Genomic DNA, 17,178 nt, shown 5'->3' with positions numbered 1-17,178 from the left:
TACACCCATGAACATTTCCGGCACCACCGCCCTGGTCACCGGCGGCGCATCCGGCCTCGGTCTGGCCACCGTCACCGCGCTGGCGAAGTCCGGCGCCCGAGTGATCGCGCTCGACCTGCCGTCCGCCGACCCGGCCGACCTCACCGCACTCGGCGAGTCCGTGCAGTTCGTGCCCGCCGATGTCACCGACGAAGCCGCGGTCACCGAGGCCGTTGCACTGGCCAATATCGACCGCGGACTGCGGATCGTGGTGAACTGCGCCGGAATCGGCAACGCCGTCAAGACTGTCGGCAAGGACGGGCCGTTTCCCCTCGACGCGTTCGAGCGCATCATCAAGGTCAACCTCACGGGGACCTTCAACGTTATTCGCCTCGCCGCCCACGCGATGTCGCAGAACGAGCCGGTCGCAGGTGAGCGCGGAGTCATCGTGAACACCGCGTCGGTCGCGGCGTTCGACGGGCAGATCGGACAGGCCGCCTACTCCGCGTCGAAGGGCGGCGTCGTCGGGGCCACCCTGCCCATCGCGCGCGACCTGGCGTCGCTGCAGATCCGGGTGAACACCATCGCCCCCGGTCTGTTCAAGACCCCGCTGCTCGCCACCCTCCCGGAGAAGGCGCAGCAGTCGCTCGGCGCCCAGGTCCCGCATCCCAGCCGACTCGGGGACCCCAGCGAATATGCCCACCTCGTCGAGGCGATTGTCACCAACCCGATGCTCAACGGCGAAACCATCCGCCTCGACGGTGCCATCCGCATGGCACCGCGGTAGCGAAGTCCCGGCAACGAAGGAGCAGCACGTGGCAGAGGCATACATCGTGGACGCAGTTCGGACCCCGGTCGGCCGACGCGGGGGTGGCCTCGGCGGCGCGCACCCCGTCGACCTCGCGGCGCACGTCATCCGAACCCTGATCGGGCGCAACGATTTCGACCCAGCTGTGGTGGACGACGTGATCCTGGGGTGCCTGGACACCATCGGGGCACAGTCCGGCGACATCGCCAGGATCGCTGCGCTCGGCGCCGGACTGCCGGAGTCGGTGCCGGGGGTCACCGTCGACCGGCAGTGCGGGTCCTCCCAGCAGGCGGTGCACTTCGCGGCGCAGGCCGTGATGAGCGGGACCGCGGACATCGTCGTGGCCGGCGGCGTCCAGAACATGAGCCAGATCCCGCTGATGTCGTCCGTCACGGCCGGCGAGCCGTACGGCGCCACCGACCCGTACTCGGGTTCGAAGACGTGGACGGCCCGGTACGGCGGCGAAGAGATCTCCCAGTTCCGGGGCGCCGAACTGATCGCCCGGCAATGGAACTTCGACCGCTCCGCGATGGAGGCCTACGCCCTCGAAAGCCACCGCCGGGCCGTGCACGCCCTCGATCAGGGGTACTTCGAGGCCGAAATCGAACCCTTCGACGGCGTCGCCGTGGACGAGTGCCCGCGCGCGGACACCACGGCGGTGAAGATGGCCGCACTGCCCACGCTGACCCCGCGGGGGCAGCTGACCGCCGCGGTGTCCAGCCAGATCAGCGACGGCGCCTCGGGGATGCTCATCGCCTCCGAGTCGGCGGTGCACCGATTCGGCTTGACCCCGCGCGCCCGCGTGCACCACATGAGCGTGCTCGGGGCGGATCCGATCATGATGCTCGCCGCCCCCATCCCGGCGACGCGCCGGGCCCTGGACCGGTGTGGTCTGTCCATCGACCAGATCGACGCCTACGAGGTCAACGAAGCCTTCGCGCCCGTCGCGATGGCCTGGCTCCACGACATCGGAGCAGATCCGGAACGGCTGAATCCCAACGGCGGCGCGATCGCCCTCGGCCACCCGATCGGGGCGACAGGCACCCGGCTGATGACCAGCCTGCTGCACGAATTGGAACGCACCGGCGGGCGGTACGGACTCCAGACCATGTGTGAGGGCGGCGGCCAGGCGAACGTCACCGTCATCGAACGGCTCGGCTGACGTCCCTCGGCCGGAACGACAGTGCGGGTGCACCGGAGGGTGCACCCGCACTGGTTTCTGTCGTGGTCGGTGACCGGCGGGCCGTGCCGAGGTCACGACTTCGGATCAGGAGCCTCCATGCCCACCACCAGAACCGGCCGATCCGCCACCGGCGCATCCGGGCCGGCCAACTGCTCCCACATCGTGTTGATCATCGGCGCGAGGAACAGCTGCCCGAGTTGACGCACGAGGACCTCGACCACCTGCACGCTGTCCCGCTTCTTCGTCGAGGCGACACCGGAGTCCCGTAACTTCGTGATCTCCGCGTACGTGAGGTCGGTCAGACGCTCGAGTAGACGACCCCTCGGGCCGGCCGGATCGAGCAGTGCACGCCGAATGTAGTTCACGACAGTCGGATTCGCCTCCAGCATCCGGCCGACCGCCTCGTCGCGCGCCGACGCCACCTCGGCCGGCGACCCCGCACTCGCCGCCCCCGCGATCGCCGTCGCGAAATAGTCGATGACCAACTGCTCGACGGCATCTCGGATACCGGCTTTGGTCTTGAAGTGATGCTGCACCAGCCCCACCGTGACTCCCGTGGCCGCGGCAACCGCCCGCATCGACACCCGATCCTCCCCGTCGCGGGAATACAGATCGAGCGCCGCATTACGAATACGGGCTTTCGCCGTCAGGTCCGCATCGCTGGCACGTGGATCAACCAGGGGTTCCATCGTTCACCTCACCTCTCCTCCGCGTCACTATACAGCTGATCAACAACCAATACGATTGGAAGCGCTTCCGCCACGCGTAGCCCGCTCGCCCCACGGGGATAGCGCGACGGTTGGGGCCCCACGGAAGCTCCGATCGGACATGATCAGATCGTGGCGACCTTCAACGACTACGACACGTACGCGTCGGCGTATCACGCCGACACCGAGGACAACGTGTACAACGCGTTGTACGAGCGACCCGCGACGTTGGCGCTGGTCGGCGACGTCGCAGGCAGGAAAGTACTGGATGCGGGATGCGGCAGCGGTGCGCTGTCGCAGGCACTCGTCGCCGCCGGTGCCGCCGTGACCGGCGTCGATCTCAGCACGGGCCTGCTCGCGATCGCCCGGACGCGCCTGGGTCCCGACGCGCCGTTGATCCGGGCGGATCTCAACCAGCAGTTGCCCATCCGGTCATCGACCTTCGACGTCGTCGTCGCATCGTTGGTGATGCACTACGTCCACGATTGGTCGAGACCGTTGACCGAATTTCGCCGGGTACTCGTGCCAGGCGGGTTCGTGGTCATTTCGACGCATCACCCGTTCGTGGACTTCAGGCTTGCCGGGCACGGCGACTATCTCGGAACGTACGAGTTCACGGAGGAATGGGTGAAGTCCGGCGAGACCTTCCACATGAAATTCTGGCACAGGCCGTTGCACGCCATGTTCGACGCATTCACCGCAGCAGGATTCACCGTCGAACGCATTTCGGAGCCGCGGCCCGGTCCAGCGGTGCGCGATCGCTCCCCCGAACACTTCGAGCTGCTCAGCCGTGAGGCGCCGTTCATCTTCTTCACCCTGCGCGTCAGGGAAGATGCATCAGCTTCCTGGCGAGGGTGAAGAGGCGGCGCGCCAGCCTCACCACGGGCAGGCCCAGAGGAAGCAGGATGACCGTCACGCAGAGCACCCCACCGACGAGCCATACCACCGCCGCGACGATGCCCAGCACCGTGCCGAGTATGGCCGTGAGTATCCCGAGTACCACGTCGAGCAGGCCCCGTAGTAATCGCATGACGACCTCCTGACCTCCCGGTTCCAGTCTGCGCGCCGACGGGCCGAAGCGCACCTCTGAAGCCGCCCTCCGGGGCGGGAATACCGCTGCACCGAACACCGTTGAAGGGCGCGACGGTGTTCGACCCAATGCCCCGGGTACCACATGAAAAATTGTCGCTTCGAGCGACCACTTGCCGAGAGGCGCACTGGCGGACACCGTCACCCCTATCGTGTCAGACCTACACTGCGTAGCGTGCCAGGGAAGGAAGTGAAGCCGCTGACACCGTCAGGTGCCGGCGGCTTCTTGCGTGCGCTGGGCATGTTGCGCTACGCCACCCGCTCCAGCGCGCGCACGTCGGCATCGAGCTTCCGGTACAGCCAGTACACGGCGACGAACGCGAGGCCGGAGGCCGCGCACAACCCCAGGACCGAATCGCGCACGAGGGGAAGCTCCGCAGGCTCGAGGGTGCTGAATCCGGCGAGCACCCCGACGAGCGGCACGGACGCCGTCACCGCCAGATAGACCGTCGTTCTTCGACGCAGACCGCGAAGGACGACGGCGTCGTGCGCAGTCGTGAGGCCGTGGCGCAGATAGATGGGGTAGACACAGCGAACGACGTAGAACGTCGACAGAAAGAACGTGTAGGCGACGGAGATGGTGCCCGCCACCAGAACAGTCGTCGCCGCATGGACCATCAGCCGGGCCGGGAGGTCGGTGAACCAGCGAAGAAACGTCACCCCCGCCACGGAAGCGCAGACCGCGAAGACGAAGGTGTTCAGCGCACACATATCGCCCCAGACCAGTGTTCGCGACCGCACCCGCGAGAGGACGGCCTCGTCGTAGCGTCTGCCCTTACGCAAACCGCGAGGAACCGCGAGCAGATCACGCGACATGTAGGCGTAGATGAGGACCGCCAGCGGCCAGGCACAGAGATTGAAAACGATAGTGCTCGTGTAGAGCCTCGAGTAGGTGGCATCGGAGAGGCGATCGTTGAGCAGTTCCTGGAGGTGCACAGCCAGATAGATCGTCGCCAGGCCGATGCCGACCAGCGAGGACGACCACAGGACGGGAGTGGGAAATCGCGACAGTCGCGCCCGCCAGCTGTTCGGGGGCGGATACACCAGGTCGCGGGACCGCTCTTCGAGGCACAGGTCGAGTTGCTGGGCCAGTTCCGAACCGGACGGGTAGCGGTCGTCGCGGTCCGGCGACAGACACTTCAGAAGCACGCGGCGCAGCGCCATGGGGCAATCCGGCGGAAGCTCCGACAGGAACTTCGCCTCGACGGGCCTGCGCCGCAGTTCGAGCATGCGGCCCAGCGACGTCTCCGACTCGCCGGCGGACGTCTCGTCCGCGAAGGGACGGCGTCCCGTGAGCAACTCCCACAGCATGACAGCGAGCGCGAAGATGTCGCTTCGCGTGTCGAGGTCGGCGGCGGTCGCCGGCGAGCCCGGATGGCAGGCTTCGAGCTGTTCGGGCGACATGTATGCCAGCGACCCGCCGAAGTACGCCAGCGGACTCGTGCCCTTGATGCGATTGCTGGCGCTGACGTTGAAATCGGCCAGCTTCGGAATTCCCTCGGCGCTCAGCAGCACGTTCGCGGGTTTGATGTCTCGATGCAGCACACCCCGCTCGGATGCGTGCTGAAGCGCGTCCGCGAGTCGGCGGCCCAGCCAAGCGACAGTCTCCGGCCACGTCAGTGAGGCGGCCCGTGTTCGAACAGCGGATTCGCTGGGCCGAACTTCACCCTTGGCGGCAAGGACCCCGTCGACGGCGTCGAGCAGTAGTTGACCACTGCGGTGTTCCGCAGGCGTCGAGCGCAGCAAGTGCACCACGTCGAGCAGCGTTCCTCCCGGTAGGTACTGCATGTAGAGCAGCTTCAGCTCGCCGTCGGCGATCAGTCGCTGGTCGAAGATCCGCACGATGTATTCGTGGTCCAATTGGGCGAGCGTTTGAGGCTCGATGCCGTGGTTATGGGAAATCTTGACCGCGACCAGTCGCTGCATCGACTGTTGCCGAGCCAGATACACCTGAGCGAAGGCGCCGGACCCGATCTTCATCAGGAGGTCGAAATCGTCGACACGGTCGCCGACATCGATGTTGCCCAGAACAACTTGCGCCCTGGGGCGAGCAATCATCGTGCTGCAGTAGTCACCCATGAGCGCGTCGAACTCCGGGCCACCCGCCGTGGTGGCCGCCTCAGCGGCCACGGTTGCCGTATCGACTCCGTGCGCACTTCGGCGCAGGGCGTGGAATTCCTCGTACACCAGGTCGGCAGGAAGCGGACCGTCCTGCAACTCTGAGAACTCCGCACGGTATTCGGTCAGTCGTTTGGGGAAGCAGTGGCGAACCCAGCGGTATTCGAGGTCGATCTTGATCAGTTCGATCAGAATCGAACGCCGCTCCGCCTGTTCACGGGGTAAGAACGCGGACAGGTCAGGCGGAGACCCGGACCCCCAAGCCTCTGAAAATCGTGCCACGACGGTGGCAAGCGCTGTGCGGGTTCGTTCGGCTGATTCGACCAGATCGGTCGGCTCGTACATCGGTCGCTCGGAGTGCACCCCGGGCGATCACCCGGCGACTACGCGCGATGTGGCCTTGTGTCGTTGTCGACCCACATTGTGTCCTTCCGCCGAATCTCCCCGCTCAAGGGTATCGCTCCGATACGAGCGCATGGGCGGCAAAGCGGATCGGCCACGGCAGTGGCGACTGCACAGCCGAAGCCGACCGTCGTCGAGTATTCGTCGGCACCTGCGCCGATGCAGCACCAGACCCACCTTGTGCGAGGCACGATAGATCGGGAGGTTGGCGCCGCGGACACGGTCTCAGCGGCAGCCACCGACGGCGATCGTGAGGGTGGTCGAATGAGCAACACGACTTCTGTCGTGGGCAGACGGGTGCTGGGGCTGGTGTTCTTCCTCGTCCTCGCGCTGTTCCTGGCACTCTCCGTGGGAATGTTCGACAAGACCTTCACCAAGGTCGTCAAGGTCGACCTCGTCACCGACACCGCCGGAAACGCACTGCCGCCCGATGCTGACGTGAAGGTCCGTGGCCTCATCGTCGGCGAGGTGCGCTCCGCGTCCTCCCAGGAGGACGAGGTCACCCTGGCTCTCGCGATCCAGCCCGACAAGGCGCAGCTGATTCCGTCCACCGCGACGGCGCGGCTGCTGCCCAAAACGCTGTTCGGTGAACGGTACGTGTCGCTGATCGTTCCGGACGGCGACACCGCTCCGCCGATCCAGGCCGGCGATACGCTGCGTCAGGACACGAGCGGCAACGCCGTCGAGGTCGGCGAGGTTCTCGACGGTCTGCTGCCGCTCCTGCAGGCGATTCCGCCGCACGAGCTGGCGAACACACTCGGCACGTTGTCCCAGGGATTGAGCGGCCGCGGCGCCGAACTCGGCCTGACCCTCGACCGGCTCGAGGCGATCTTCGGCGGCCTCGACACGGAACTTCCCGCCATCCAGGAGGATCTGCGCGGTCTGGCGGACTTCTCGCAGACGTATTCCGAGGCGGCACCCGACCTGGTCGACGCCCTCGACAACCTGCGTACCACCGGGAACACGGTCGTCGAGAAACGAGGTGAGATTGCGCAGCTGCTCGCGACACTCACCGGAACGAGTTCGTCCACCGCGGACTTCTTGCAGACCAACGCCGAATCGATTGTCAGTATCGCCGCAGATTCGCGTGAGGCACTGCAACTCCTCGGCCGCTACTCGCCGAGCTTCGGCTGCACTCTGGCGGACTTCGTGAAGGCCGAACCGATAGCCCGAGAACTGCTCGCCCTGGACGATCCATATCCCGGCGGTCGCGGTTCTGTTCAGTTCATCAACCCGAAGGGTCGCTACCTGCCCAACCAGGACGAGCCGCGCCTGCTCGACAACCGCGGACCGGCTTGCTACGACGACGTCACCGCACGCGGCGGGAATTTCCCGCAATACCCGGGCGGATCGTTCAATGACGGCTCCTACCAGGTGCCCTCGCGGAATCCCGGCCGCTCGACCATCGAATACTTCCCGGCGCCCGCCGGGGTCCCCGATCAGGTCCCGGGGTACGGAGCCCAGATCACGCCCGCAAGTTACGCGGGTTCGACGATGGAGCAGGACACGCTGGACGTCGTCTACGGCGAGGCCGGTGGCATGGCGCCGGAGGACGTGCCGAGCTGGACGACACTCGTGGGCGCCCCGACCATGAGGGGAACCGAGGTGGCCTTCAAATGACGACGTTCCGGGGACCGTCGCCCGGCCCCCGGAAGGCAGATCGTCAGATCGCCGCCGCGAGGACCTCGACTCCAGGTCCGTCGAGGTCGTCCAGCGCCACCCTCCGACCGGAGACGGCCAGGAGGAGTGAAAGTGCGGCGCCGCTCACCTCGGGACCGTCGCCGATCGACACGTCGGCGTCCGCTGCCGTCAGCCGGACACGGGCCACGAGTCCTTTGGCGCCACCGAAGGACGCCGGGGTGCGCGTCTGTAGGCGGAGCGATCTGCCGACCGCCTCCGCCGGGTAGACGCGGGTGAGTCCCAAGGGCCGACGAATGTCCTCACCGTGGACGATCTCCTCGACGAGCCGGCTGTCGAGGGATGCCGGAGGCGTCGACGTGCGCGACGCCACCTGACGAAGCCGCTCCAACGTCTCCCGCGGTGAGGCACCGCGCTCGCGTTCCACGCCGCGTGCGTTCTGCCGGTCGAAGTCGAACCGCGCGCGAGCGAGGCCGATCATGAAACCGAGGCGCGTCGTCCGAGCCGTGTCGACCAGGTGGGCGACCACGTCGTGCACGCTCCACTCGCCGCAGAGCGAAGGCTCGTCCCACCGCGCGGCGTCGAGGTTCCCGAGGTCGTCGATCAGCGCCGCACGCTCCGCGTGCACCATCGACCAGACATCTTCCACAGTTCGCTCCTTCGGTCGGCCACATCGTGTGCAAGGTACGACCCGTCGAGCCGCGGAAACTCATCGCTGCTCGAGGAACAAACGAATGAGAGCCGACCCACGTGGTCAGCTGTCGATGGTGAGCAGGTCTGCGAGGTTGTCCAGGCTTGCCCGCACCGTGCGTGAGTACGCCTTTGCGACTATCGGGTCAGCCAGCTTGCCGAAGATGCCTCCGAGGCCACTTTCGCTGTCGGTCCGATAGGTGAACAGGGTGCCGCCGTCGACTTCCTCGAGCCTCGTCGTCGCAGTGAAGCCGACCTTGCTCTCCACCGACTTGGACGTGGCCACCTTCAACGGCTCGTACTCGACGAATTCGGTAACCCAGTCGAGCCGCCTACCCAGAATGCGGGTTACCCCGCGCCACCGGGTACCCACCCCGAGTTCCCCGTCGGTGAGCTGCTCGCATTCAACGGTGGACGCCTCCCACGACGGCCAGTTCTCCGCAACGGTGACAAAGCTCCACACTTCCGACGCAGGACGGGCAATGACAACGGACTGCTCGACAACCGGCATGGTGATCATCCCTTTGTTGGTGGCTGGATCGGATTCGACCTGCCTCTTCCCGCTCCTCACTCGATGTGGGGCCAGAAGACTCGAGACCGGTCTGTTTGATCTTCCCCTCTGTGCCGGGTCGCTGTCACTGATGGTTAGCGCATCAAAGCGCTGGTAGACGGCGTTGACGAAAGAGGTCGCACAAGGGACGGCCACCTCGACCTTGTCCAATCACATCGCCAAAGCGAAGTGGCAACGGGAACGGCTCTACAGCGAGACTCGTCGCCGACTTGCCGAGCGGCCCGAACACCGCATCCGGCGGCACTTCGGTGCGCCTCCAGGGAGTCGGTGTGATTTGGGCGAATCACGCTGTCCCATGCCTCGAGCGGAACGGCGACACTTGTATTTCTTCACGCACTTTCGGGTCTGACGGCCGAGGACCCGACCGACTCTCGGGTCAAGGCTGGGGAGCGTCACAGGCTTCGGTGTGGCCGTCGAACGCGCACAGGTGGCTTGGCTCCGGTCCCCCGAACAGTGCGATCGCCAACCCCAGAACGCCTACACCGCCGGCCAACGCCGCACCGAGCATGAACACCTCGCTCATCAGACCCTCCCCTCACGTCCTGTCCCATTACAGCAGGCCCCCATTCGGGCTCGGGCTCCGGCCTGCCGGAGAGATCGCAACTCCCCTTCAGCAGGATTCGACGGCATCGACGCGACGTGCGGTTGTCGACGGGAGGAGCGCGAGGACGAGTGCCAGCACCGTCAGCACGAGGACGAGCACGGCCACGTAGACCCATTGTCCGCTCGCCCAGGCGATTCCGCCGATCCAGCCGAACAGGCTGGACCCGGCGTAGTAGGAGACGTTGTACAGCGCCGTCGCCTGTGCGCGACCCGTTTTCGCGTGGGCGCCGACCATGCCGGATGCGACGGCATGGCCGACGAAGAGTCCGGCGGTGATCGCGGCCACGCCGAGGAGTATCAGGACCAGCGGTCCGGCGACGCTCAGCAACGTCCCGCCGGCCATGAAGGTACACGCCAGCACAAGCACAGTGCGGTGACCGAGCCGGCCCACCAACCAGCCGGCGGCGCGAGAGCCCGCCGTGCCCGCCAGATAGGCGAGAAAGATCAGCGACACCACCGTGGGCGCGAGGTGGTACGGAGCCGCCTCGAGGCGGAAGGGGAGGTAGTTGAAGACAGCCACCATGCCACCGACGAGAAGCGCACCGATGCCGAACAACGCCAGCAGGCGGGTATCGCGCAAGTGGATGGCAAGAATCCCCGCGGACGGGACGGGCGATCGCCGGCCCCGTCCGGTCGGTAGCAGCGCGATCAGGATCGTCATCAGGATTGCCAGACCTACGCCGAGGATCGCCAGTGCCGGACGCCACCCGAGGTGATCGGCGACCGGGACGACCAGAAGGCGACCGCTCAAACCACCCAAAGATGTTGCTGCAATATAGGAACCGGCCAATGCTGCGGTCCGCGCAGGTGCCCCGACCTCGTGGAGCAGTGTCATCGCCAGCGCTGGTAGCCCACCGAGCGCCACGCCTTGGACGAACCGTCCCGCCACCAGGGCGTCGAACGTCGGGAGCCACGGGACGGCCACGGCGAGCAGTCCTGCGGTTGCCGCCGAGTACCGCATCGCGGTGGGGCGCCCCACTCGATCCGAGAACCGGGCCCACGGCAGAACCGACAACGCCAGCCCGAGCGTGGCGGCCGAGACCAGGAGAGCAGCCTGTGCCGGGCTCACGGACGCGTCGTGCCCGATCTGTGTAAGCAGCCCTTGAGGCGCGTACATCAAGGCAAAGGTCGCCACTCCGGCACACCACAGGGCCGCCGAGAGTCGGCGGTCCGGATTTCCCGGCGGCGGCGTGTTCTGGAGGGCAGCCGCTGCGCGGATGTCCTTCTCCGTGAGGTGTATGGCGGACATGAAGTCGACGTTAGATCCGAGGCACTGATGAATCCAATGCAGAACTATCCACCTACTCATACAGTTGAGTTATGAATAGCGAGGCCGTCAAGGCGCTGTTGCCGCATCTTCCCGTCCTCGTCGCGCTCGGCGAAGTCGAACATGTGACTGTCGCTGCCGCGATGCTCGGGATGCCCCAGCCCACGGTCAGCCGGATAGTCCGCCGACTCGAAAAGCAACTCGACATCCCGCTCCTGGAACCGGACGGCCGCGGCGTGCGCCTGACCGACGCCGGCCGGACACTGGTGCCCTACGCGCAACGCGCACTCGAGGCGGTGGTGGACGGCCTCGACGCCGTGCAGTCCGAAGACCGACAGGCGCGGGCCACGGTTCGGGTTGCCTTTCAGATGTCGCTCGGCGAGCACCTCGTGCCCGAGTTGATTCGCACCGTCCGCGCGACGGATCCGACGATCCGGTTCGTCCTCAGCCAGGGCGCGCGCCGCACGTGCCTGGACGCCCTCCTCAACCGCGAGGCCGACATCGCGCTCGTCTCCCGTCTCATCCCACCGCCGGAGGGCCTGACGGTCACGCCGCTGTTCGAACAGCCGCTCGTCGTCCTGGTGCCCTCCGAGCACCCGCGAGCCGCCTCGACCTCGACGACGATCCGTGACCTTGCCTCCGAGCCGATCGTCACGCTCAAGCCAGGCTACGGACTCCGAGGATCCCTCGACGACCTGTTCGCGCGAGCCGGCGCCCTACCCACGATCGCGTTCGAAGGAGAGGACCTGCACACCGTGCACGGCCTGGTCGCATCCGGCTTGGGCGTGGGCATCGCGCCGGCCACGGACACCTCCCCACCCGGGTGCGCGCAGATTCGCCTCGACGATCCCCGAGCCTTCCGCGACATCGGTGCCGCGCGCCTACCCGGTCCCCCGAGCGCCGCGGTCACCACGGTTATCGCCGCCCTCACGACGCTCACCTCGACCGAGAGCAGGGAGACGACGTGAATCGCGAACATCTCCAGCTCGATTACGGCCTCCGTTTCGACTGGGGCCTGCCGGGGGCGAAAGCCATCGGCGCCGCCGCCGACGTCGCGGTCGTGGTCGACGTCCTGTCGTTCACCACTACCCTCACCGTTGCGGTCGACGCCGGCATCGACGTCCTGCCCTACCGGTGGAACGACGATTCCGCGGAACGCTACGCCCGTGATTCGGACGCAGTCCTCGCCGTCGGACGCAGTCGGACTGCGAACGGGCAGATCAGCTTGTCGCCGAATACGATTCGACGGACCGCGGCTCCGCGCAGGTTGGTGCTTCCCTCGCCGAACGGGTCGACCATCAGCTTCGAGCTCGGCGCCGGAACCGGCGTGTGCGTCGGAGCGTCCCTACGGAATGCGACCGCGGTCGCCGGCTGGATCGCCCGGCACTGCACATCGACGTCGGTGGTGTCGGTGATCGCCGCCTGGGACACCGCCCGGCGTGGCGTCGCGGACACCCTCCCGCAATCCCTGACGGTGTGTGCGTCGGGACGGGAGTTGTGCGCCGCGGGATACCCGGAAGACGTCGCAATCGCCGCCGAGGTGGACCGGAGCACCGCCGTCCCGGTCCTCGAAGATCGGGTCTTCCGAACGGCTTCGCCATAGAGTGAGCGCCATGTTCGATACCTGGGACGCCGGCGCTCCCGGAGTCCTGCGCCTGCCCTCCGGGCGTCTGGTTCGCGGCCGGGCGCTGAGGCGACCACTCCCGGACGGTCCCCTCCCCGATTTCGCCGTGTACCTGCTGGGGCGCACGCCGCCGCCGGTGCAATGGGACTCACGGTGGGTCCGCTGGCCCGATTTCGCATTGCCGCGGGGCCGCGACGACACCCTCGAAGCGCTGGGTGAGGTGTGGCGCCGCGCCGCGACGGAGCGGGTGGAGGTGGCGTGCGGGGGCGGTCGCGGCCGCACGGGCACAGCCCTCGCCTGCATCGCGGTGCTCGACGGGGTCCGGGCGGAGGACGCCGTCGCGTACGTCCGGCAGCACTACCACCGTCATGCGGTCGAGACGCCGTGGCAGCGGCGGTATGTCGGACGGTTCACCGCGGCACCGACCTCCTGACACACCCACCGACACACGAAGACGCCGACGGCCCCGCACGAGAATTCGTGCGGGGCCGCCGACGTGATGACTGGGAGAAGGCTACTTCTCGGCAGCCGCCTCTTCGCTCTGCTCGGCCGGAGCCGCAGCGCCGTCCTCTTCGACGGGGATCAGCGAGATCTTGCCGCGGTTGTCGATATCGGCGATCTCGACCCGCAACTTCGAGCCGACGCTCACGACGTCTTCGACCTTGGCAATGCGCTTGCCGCTGCCCAGCTTCGAGATGTGCACCAATCCGTCGCGGCCGGGGAGGAGCGACACGAACGCACCGAAGGCGGTGGTCTTGACGACCGTGCCCAGGAAGCGCTCGCCGACCTTCGGCAGCTGCGGGTTGGCGATGGCGTTGATCATGTCGATCGCGGCCTGCGCGGACGGGCCGTCCGTCGCACCGACGAACACGGTGCCGTCATCTTCGATGGAGATGTTGGCGCCGGTCTGCTCGGTGATGGAGTTGATCATCTTGCCCTTGGGGCCGATGACCTCACCGATCTTGTCGACGGGGACCTTGATGGCCGTGACGCGCGGGGCGAACGGGCTCATCTCGTCGGGGGTGTCGATGGCCTCGGCCATGACCTCGAGGATCGTCGCGCGCGCGTCCTTGGCCTGCGACAGCGCGCCGGCGAGGACCTTGGACGGGATGCCGTCGAGCTTCGTGTCGAGCTGCAGGGCCGTGACGAAGTCCTTCGTGCCCGCGACCTTGAAGTCCATGTCGCCGAACGCGTCCTCGGCACCGAGGATGTCGGTGAGTGCGACGTAACGGGTCTCACCGTCGACCTGGTCGGAGACGAGGCCCATGGCGATACCGGCGACCGGAGCCTTCAGTGGCACACCGGCGTTGAGCAGTGCGAGCGTCGACGCACACACGGAGCCCATCGAGGTGGAGCCGTTGGAGCTGAGTGCCTCCGAGACCTGACGGATGGCGTACGGGAATTCCTCGACGCTGGGCAGGACGGGCATGAGGGCCCGCTCGGCCAGCGCGCCGTGACCGATCTCGCGGCGCTTCGGCGAACCGACGCGTCCCGTCTCACCGGTGGAGTACGGCGGGAAGTTGTAGTGGTGCATGTACCGCTTGGTCGTCTCGGGTCCGAGAGAGTCGACCTGCTGCGCCATCTTCACCATGTCGAGGGTGGTGACACCCAGGATCTGGGTCTCGCCGCGCTCGAACAGAGCGGAACCATGTGCACGCGGAACGATGGCGACCTCGGCCGACAGCGAACGGATGTCCGTGATGCCACGGCCGTCGATGCGGAACTGGTCGCGCAGGATGCGCTGACGGACCAGCTTCTTCGTCAGCGAGCGGAATGCCGCGCCCAGTTCCTTCTCGCGACCCTCGAAGTTCGGGGCGACCTGCTCGAGGACCTCGACCTTGATCTCGTCGGTCTTGTCGTCGCGCTCCTGCTTGCCCGCGATGGTCAGTGCCGCGCTGAGCTTCTCCGCTGCGGCGGCCTCGACGGCTGCGAACACGTCGTCCTGGTACGCCGGGAAGACGGGGAAGTCACCGGTGGGCTTGGAGGCCTTGGCCGCAAGCTGCTGCTGCGCGGTGCAGAGGCGGGCGATGAACGGCTTGGCGGCCTCGAGGCCCTCGGCCACGATCGACTCGGTGGGAGCCTGCGCGCCACCGTCGATCAGGGAGATCACGTTGTCGGTGGCCTCGGCCTCGACCATCATGATCGCGACGTCGGCGTCGTCACCGCTGCCGGAGACGATGCGGCCGGCGACGACCATGTCGAAGACGGCGTTCTCGAGCTGCTCGACGGTGGGGAATGCAACCCACTGGCCGGCCTTGTTCTCGTCCGACGTGATGAGCGCGACACGCACACCACCGACGGGTCCGGAGAACGGCAGTCCGGCGATCTGGGTGGAGGCGGACGCGGCGTTGATCGCGACCACGTCGTACAGGTCCTGCGGGTTCAGGCTCATCACCGTGACGACGACCTGGATCTCGTTGCGCAGACCGTCGACGAACGACGGGCGCAGCGGGCGGTCGATCAGGCGGCAGGTCAGGATCGCGTCCGTGGAGGGGCGGCCCTCACGACGGAAGAACGAACCGGGGATGCGGCCCGCCGCGTACATGCGCTCCTCGACGTCCACCGTCAGGGGGAAGAAGTCGAAGTGCTCCTTGGGGTGCTTGCTGGCGCTCGTCGCGGACAGCAGCATCGTCTCGTCGTCCAGGTAGGCGACGACGGCGCCGGCGGCCTGCTGCGCGAGGCGGCCGGTTTCGAAACGAATGGTGCGGGTTCCGAAGGACCCGTTGTCGATCACGGCGGTGGATTCGAACACGCCCTCATCGACCTCTACTGCGGAATTCTCTGTCATCTCTTCTTTTCACTTCCCTCTCGTCTTCGCCGTACCCGCGGGGGCGTTCTCACCCTCCTGGCGAGAACTGCGCACCTGAGGGACATCCCCCTCTCGAGTTCTCGGGATGTCGCTGTGCGGAGGCGGCCGTCGATCGAAGTCCCCCGGACCGTGTCCGGAAGACCACTACCGAAGACCGACACCACATTCTCGGGTGCATACGGTAGTGCTGCCCTCGGCAGCTAACGCCGATAGCCAGCGAGGCCCAGTCTAAGCAAGGCCCCGCCGGCTACCGGAGTGATTTGCGATCGAAATGACCGCTGTGTGCGAAACTCAGCGACGCAGGCCGAGACGCTCGATCAGCGAGCGGTAACGCGCGATGTCGACCTTCTGGACGTACTTGAGCAGACGACGACGGCGTCCGACCAGCAGCAGGAGGCCGCGGCGGGAGTGGTGGTCGTGCTTGTGCATCTTGAGGTGTTCGGTGAGATCGACGATGCGCTTGGTGAGCATGGCCACCTGCGCCTCCGGCGAACCGGTGTCGGTCTCGTGCAGGCCGTACTCGCTCAGAACCTGCTTCTTTTCTTCGGTGGTCAATGCCACTGGTTCACTCCTGGTGATGACGTTCGCGTGCAAGGATCGAAACTCGGCGCGGCCACCGCGAACCGCAGCGCACGCCAGCGGTCTACTTTACCAGCTGAAATGGGACGGCTTTACCGCACGTCCTCCGACGCCGCCAGGATCGCGCGCGCACGCTCGGCGTCCTTCCCCATCGCGACGATCAGGTCGTCGACCGAATCGAATTTTTCCATCCCGCGGAGGCGCTCGACCAGATCGACGGCCACGTGCTGGCCGTACAGGTCGGCTTCGCGGTCGAGGACGAAGGCCTCCACGGTGCGCGTCCGCCCGGAGAACGTGGGATTGGTGCCCACCGAGACGGCAGCCATGTATCGCTCGCCTGAGGTGACCATGCCCAGGTCGACTCCGTGTCCGAGCACGGTGAACCAGGCGGCGTACACGCCGTCAGCGGGAATCGCTGCGTACATGGGCGGCGCGACGTTCGCGGTCGGATAGCCGAGCTGCCGTCCACGACCGTCTCCGTGGACGACGACACCCTCGACGCGGTGCGGGCGGCCGAGGGCCTCCGTCGCGGCCGCCATGTCGCCGGCGTCCACGCACGAACGGATGTAGGTGGACGAGAACGTGACCGCATGCTCTGCGAGCAACGTCACACCGTCGACCGCGAACCCGAACCGGTCGCCGATCTGACGCAGCAGGTCGACGTTGCCCGCGGCCTTCTTCCCGAACGTGAAGTTCTCACCGACGACGACGTCCGCCACGTGCAGGCGCTCCACGAGGATCTCGTGGGCGTAGCGCTCCGGCGTCAGCTTCATGAATTCGGCGGTGAACGGCATGACGCAGAACACGTCGATGCCAAGCTCCTCCGCGAGCTCCGCCCTGCGGGCGAGCGTCGTGAGCTGGGCGGGATGACTGCCCGGACGAACCACTTCCATCGGATGAGGATCGAAAGTCATGAGCACGCTGGGTATTCCACGCGTGCGGGCAGCCGCCACCGCTCGACTGATCAGTTGGGCGTGACCTCGGTGCACGCCATCGAATACGCCGATCGTGAGAACACAACGACCCCAGTCGGCAGGAACCTCGTCGAGACCACGCCATCTCAGCACGAGTGGCAGCCTACGGTGCCGCGCGCCGATGTTCATCTCCGGAC

17 protein-coding genes are annotated in these 17,178 nt (G+C 66.8%); 7 read left to right on the top strand and 10 right to left on the bottom strand.

Annotation, left to right across the window (positions count from 1 at the left end):
• The first annotated feature begins 7 nt into the window (after positions 1-7).
• The gene (locus ACFVJ3_RS01330) at positions 8-766 is read left to right on the top strand and encodes a 3-hydroxyacyl-CoA dehydrogenase (RefSeq protein WP_378450315.1); all 759 of its coding nucleotides are present in this window, start codon (positions 8-10) and stop codon (positions 764-766) included.
• A gap of 28 nt (positions 767-794) precedes the next feature.
• The gene (locus tag ACFVJ3_RS01325; protein ID WP_378450314.1) at positions 795-1,949 is read left to right on the top strand and encodes an acetyl-CoA C-acetyltransferase; all 1,155 of its coding nucleotides are present in this window, start codon (positions 795-797) and stop codon (positions 1,947-1,949) included.
• Between the two features lie 92 nt (positions 1,950-2,041).
• On the opposite strand, the gene ACFVJ3_RS01320 is transcribed toward ACFVJ3_RS01325, so the two are convergent.
• A complete protein-coding gene (locus ACFVJ3_RS01320) occupies positions 2,042-2,659 on the bottom strand; it encodes a TetR/AcrR family transcriptional regulator (protein WP_378450313.1) in 618 nt (205 codons plus the stop codon).
• Between the two features lie 150 nt (positions 2,660-2,809).
• Between ACFVJ3_RS01320 and ACFVJ3_RS01315 the strand changes: the two genes are divergently transcribed.
• Positions 2,810-3,535, top strand: a complete 726-nt coding sequence (locus tag ACFVJ3_RS01315) for a class I SAM-dependent methyltransferase (protein ID WP_378450312.1) — start codon at positions 2,810-2,812, stop codon at positions 3,533-3,535.
• On the opposite strand, the gene ACFVJ3_RS01310 is transcribed toward ACFVJ3_RS01315, so the two are convergent.
• Entirely contained in the window at positions 3,501-3,707 is a 207-nt protein-coding gene (locus ACFVJ3_RS01310) for a hypothetical protein (RefSeq protein ID WP_025432377.1), read from the bottom strand. The genes ACFVJ3_RS01315 and ACFVJ3_RS01310 overlap by 35 nt on opposite strands.
• A 308-nt stretch (positions 3,708-4,015) precedes the next feature.
• On the bottom strand, positions 4,016-6,229 hold the full coding sequence (locus tag ACFVJ3_RS01305) for a serine/threonine-protein kinase (RefSeq protein ID WP_378450311.1): 2,214 nt from the start codon (positions 6,227-6,229) through the stop codon (positions 4,016-4,018).
• A 321-nt stretch (positions 6,230-6,550) separates the two neighbouring features.
• On the opposite strand from ACFVJ3_RS01305, the gene ACFVJ3_RS01300 reads away from it, so the two are divergent.
• Positions 6,551-7,906, top strand: a complete 1,356-nt coding sequence (locus ACFVJ3_RS01300; protein ID WP_378450310.1) for an MCE family protein — start codon at positions 6,551-6,553, stop codon at positions 7,904-7,906.
• A 43-nt stretch (positions 7,907-7,949) separates the two neighbouring features.
• Here ACFVJ3_RS01300 and ACFVJ3_RS01295 read toward each other — a convergent pair whose 3' ends face one another.
• The 4 genes from ACFVJ3_RS01295 to ACFVJ3_RS01280 form a co-directional block, all read right to left on the bottom strand.
• On the bottom strand, positions 7,950-8,573 hold the full coding sequence (locus ACFVJ3_RS01295; protein WP_378450309.1) for a maleylpyruvate isomerase family mycothiol-dependent enzyme: 624 nt from the start codon (positions 8,571-8,573) through the stop codon (positions 7,950-7,952).
• Positions 8,574-8,678: 105 nt separating this feature from the next.
• Entirely contained in the window at positions 8,679-9,134 is a 456-nt protein-coding gene (locus ACFVJ3_RS01290) for an SRPBCC family protein (RefSeq protein ID WP_378450409.1), read from the bottom strand.
• A gap of 427 nt (positions 9,135-9,561) precedes the next feature.
• On the bottom strand, positions 9,562-9,708 hold the full coding sequence (locus ACFVJ3_RS01285) for a hypothetical protein (protein ID WP_378450308.1): 147 nt from the start codon (positions 9,706-9,708) through the stop codon (positions 9,562-9,564).
• Between the two features lie 87 nt (positions 9,709-9,795).
• Positions 9,796-11,097, bottom strand: coding sequence for an MFS transporter (locus ACFVJ3_RS01280; RefSeq protein ID WP_378450307.1), 1,302 nt, complete (start codon positions 11,095-11,097; stop codon positions 9,796-9,798).
• 11 nt (positions 11,098-11,108) lie between these two features.
• On the opposite strand from ACFVJ3_RS01280, the gene ACFVJ3_RS01275 reads away from it, so the two are divergent.
• The 3 genes from ACFVJ3_RS01275 to ACFVJ3_RS01265 are packed head-to-tail and all read left to right on the top strand — an operon-like array spanning position 11,109 to position 13,112.
• On the top strand, positions 11,109-12,023 hold the full coding sequence (locus ACFVJ3_RS01275) for a LysR family transcriptional regulator (RefSeq protein WP_378450306.1): 915 nt from the start codon (positions 11,109-11,111) through the stop codon (positions 12,021-12,023).
• Positions 12,020-12,658, top strand: a complete 639-nt coding sequence (locus ACFVJ3_RS01270; protein ID WP_378450305.1) for a 2-phosphosulfolactate phosphatase — start codon at positions 12,020-12,022, stop codon at positions 12,656-12,658. Before ACFVJ3_RS01275 ends, ACFVJ3_RS01270 begins: the two co-directional genes overlap by 4 nt.
• Before the next feature lie 10 nt (positions 12,659-12,668).
• Complete coding sequence (locus tag ACFVJ3_RS01265; protein ID WP_378450304.1) at positions 12,669-13,112, top strand: protein-tyrosine phosphatase family protein; 444 nt, start codon at positions 12,669-12,671, stop codon at positions 13,110-13,112.
• An 81-nt stretch (positions 13,113-13,193) separates the two neighbouring features.
• Here the strand turns inward: ACFVJ3_RS01265 and ACFVJ3_RS01260 are convergent, their stop codons facing one another.
• From ACFVJ3_RS01260 to ACFVJ3_RS01250, 3 genes are all read right to left on the bottom strand, one after another.
• On the bottom strand, positions 13,194-15,467 hold the full coding sequence (locus tag ACFVJ3_RS01260) for a polyribonucleotide nucleotidyltransferase (protein WP_378450303.1): 2,274 nt from the start codon (positions 15,465-15,467) through the stop codon (positions 13,194-13,196).
• 312 nt (positions 15,468-15,779) lie between these two features.
• On the bottom strand, positions 15,780-16,049 hold the full coding sequence (gene rpsO / locus ACFVJ3_RS01255; RefSeq protein ID WP_015890377.1) for a 30S ribosomal protein S15: 270 nt from the start codon (positions 16,047-16,049) through the stop codon (positions 15,780-15,782).
• A gap of 110 nt (positions 16,050-16,159) precedes the next feature.
• Entirely contained in the window at positions 16,160-17,134 is a 975-nt protein-coding gene (locus ACFVJ3_RS01250; protein ID WP_378450302.1) for a bifunctional riboflavin kinase/FAD synthetase, read from the bottom strand.
• Between the last annotated feature and the right edge of the window lie 44 nt (positions 17,135-17,178).

The sequence above is a fragment of the Rhodococcus sp. NPDC127593 genome, from assembly GCF_042671975.1.
In the GTDB taxonomy this organism is placed as follows: domain Bacteria; phylum Actinomycetota; class Actinomycetes; order Mycobacteriales; family Mycobacteriaceae; genus Rhodococcus_F.
The sequence above is the reverse complement of the archived record's forward strand: the minus strand, read 5'-3'. Positions and strand labels throughout refer to the sequence as shown.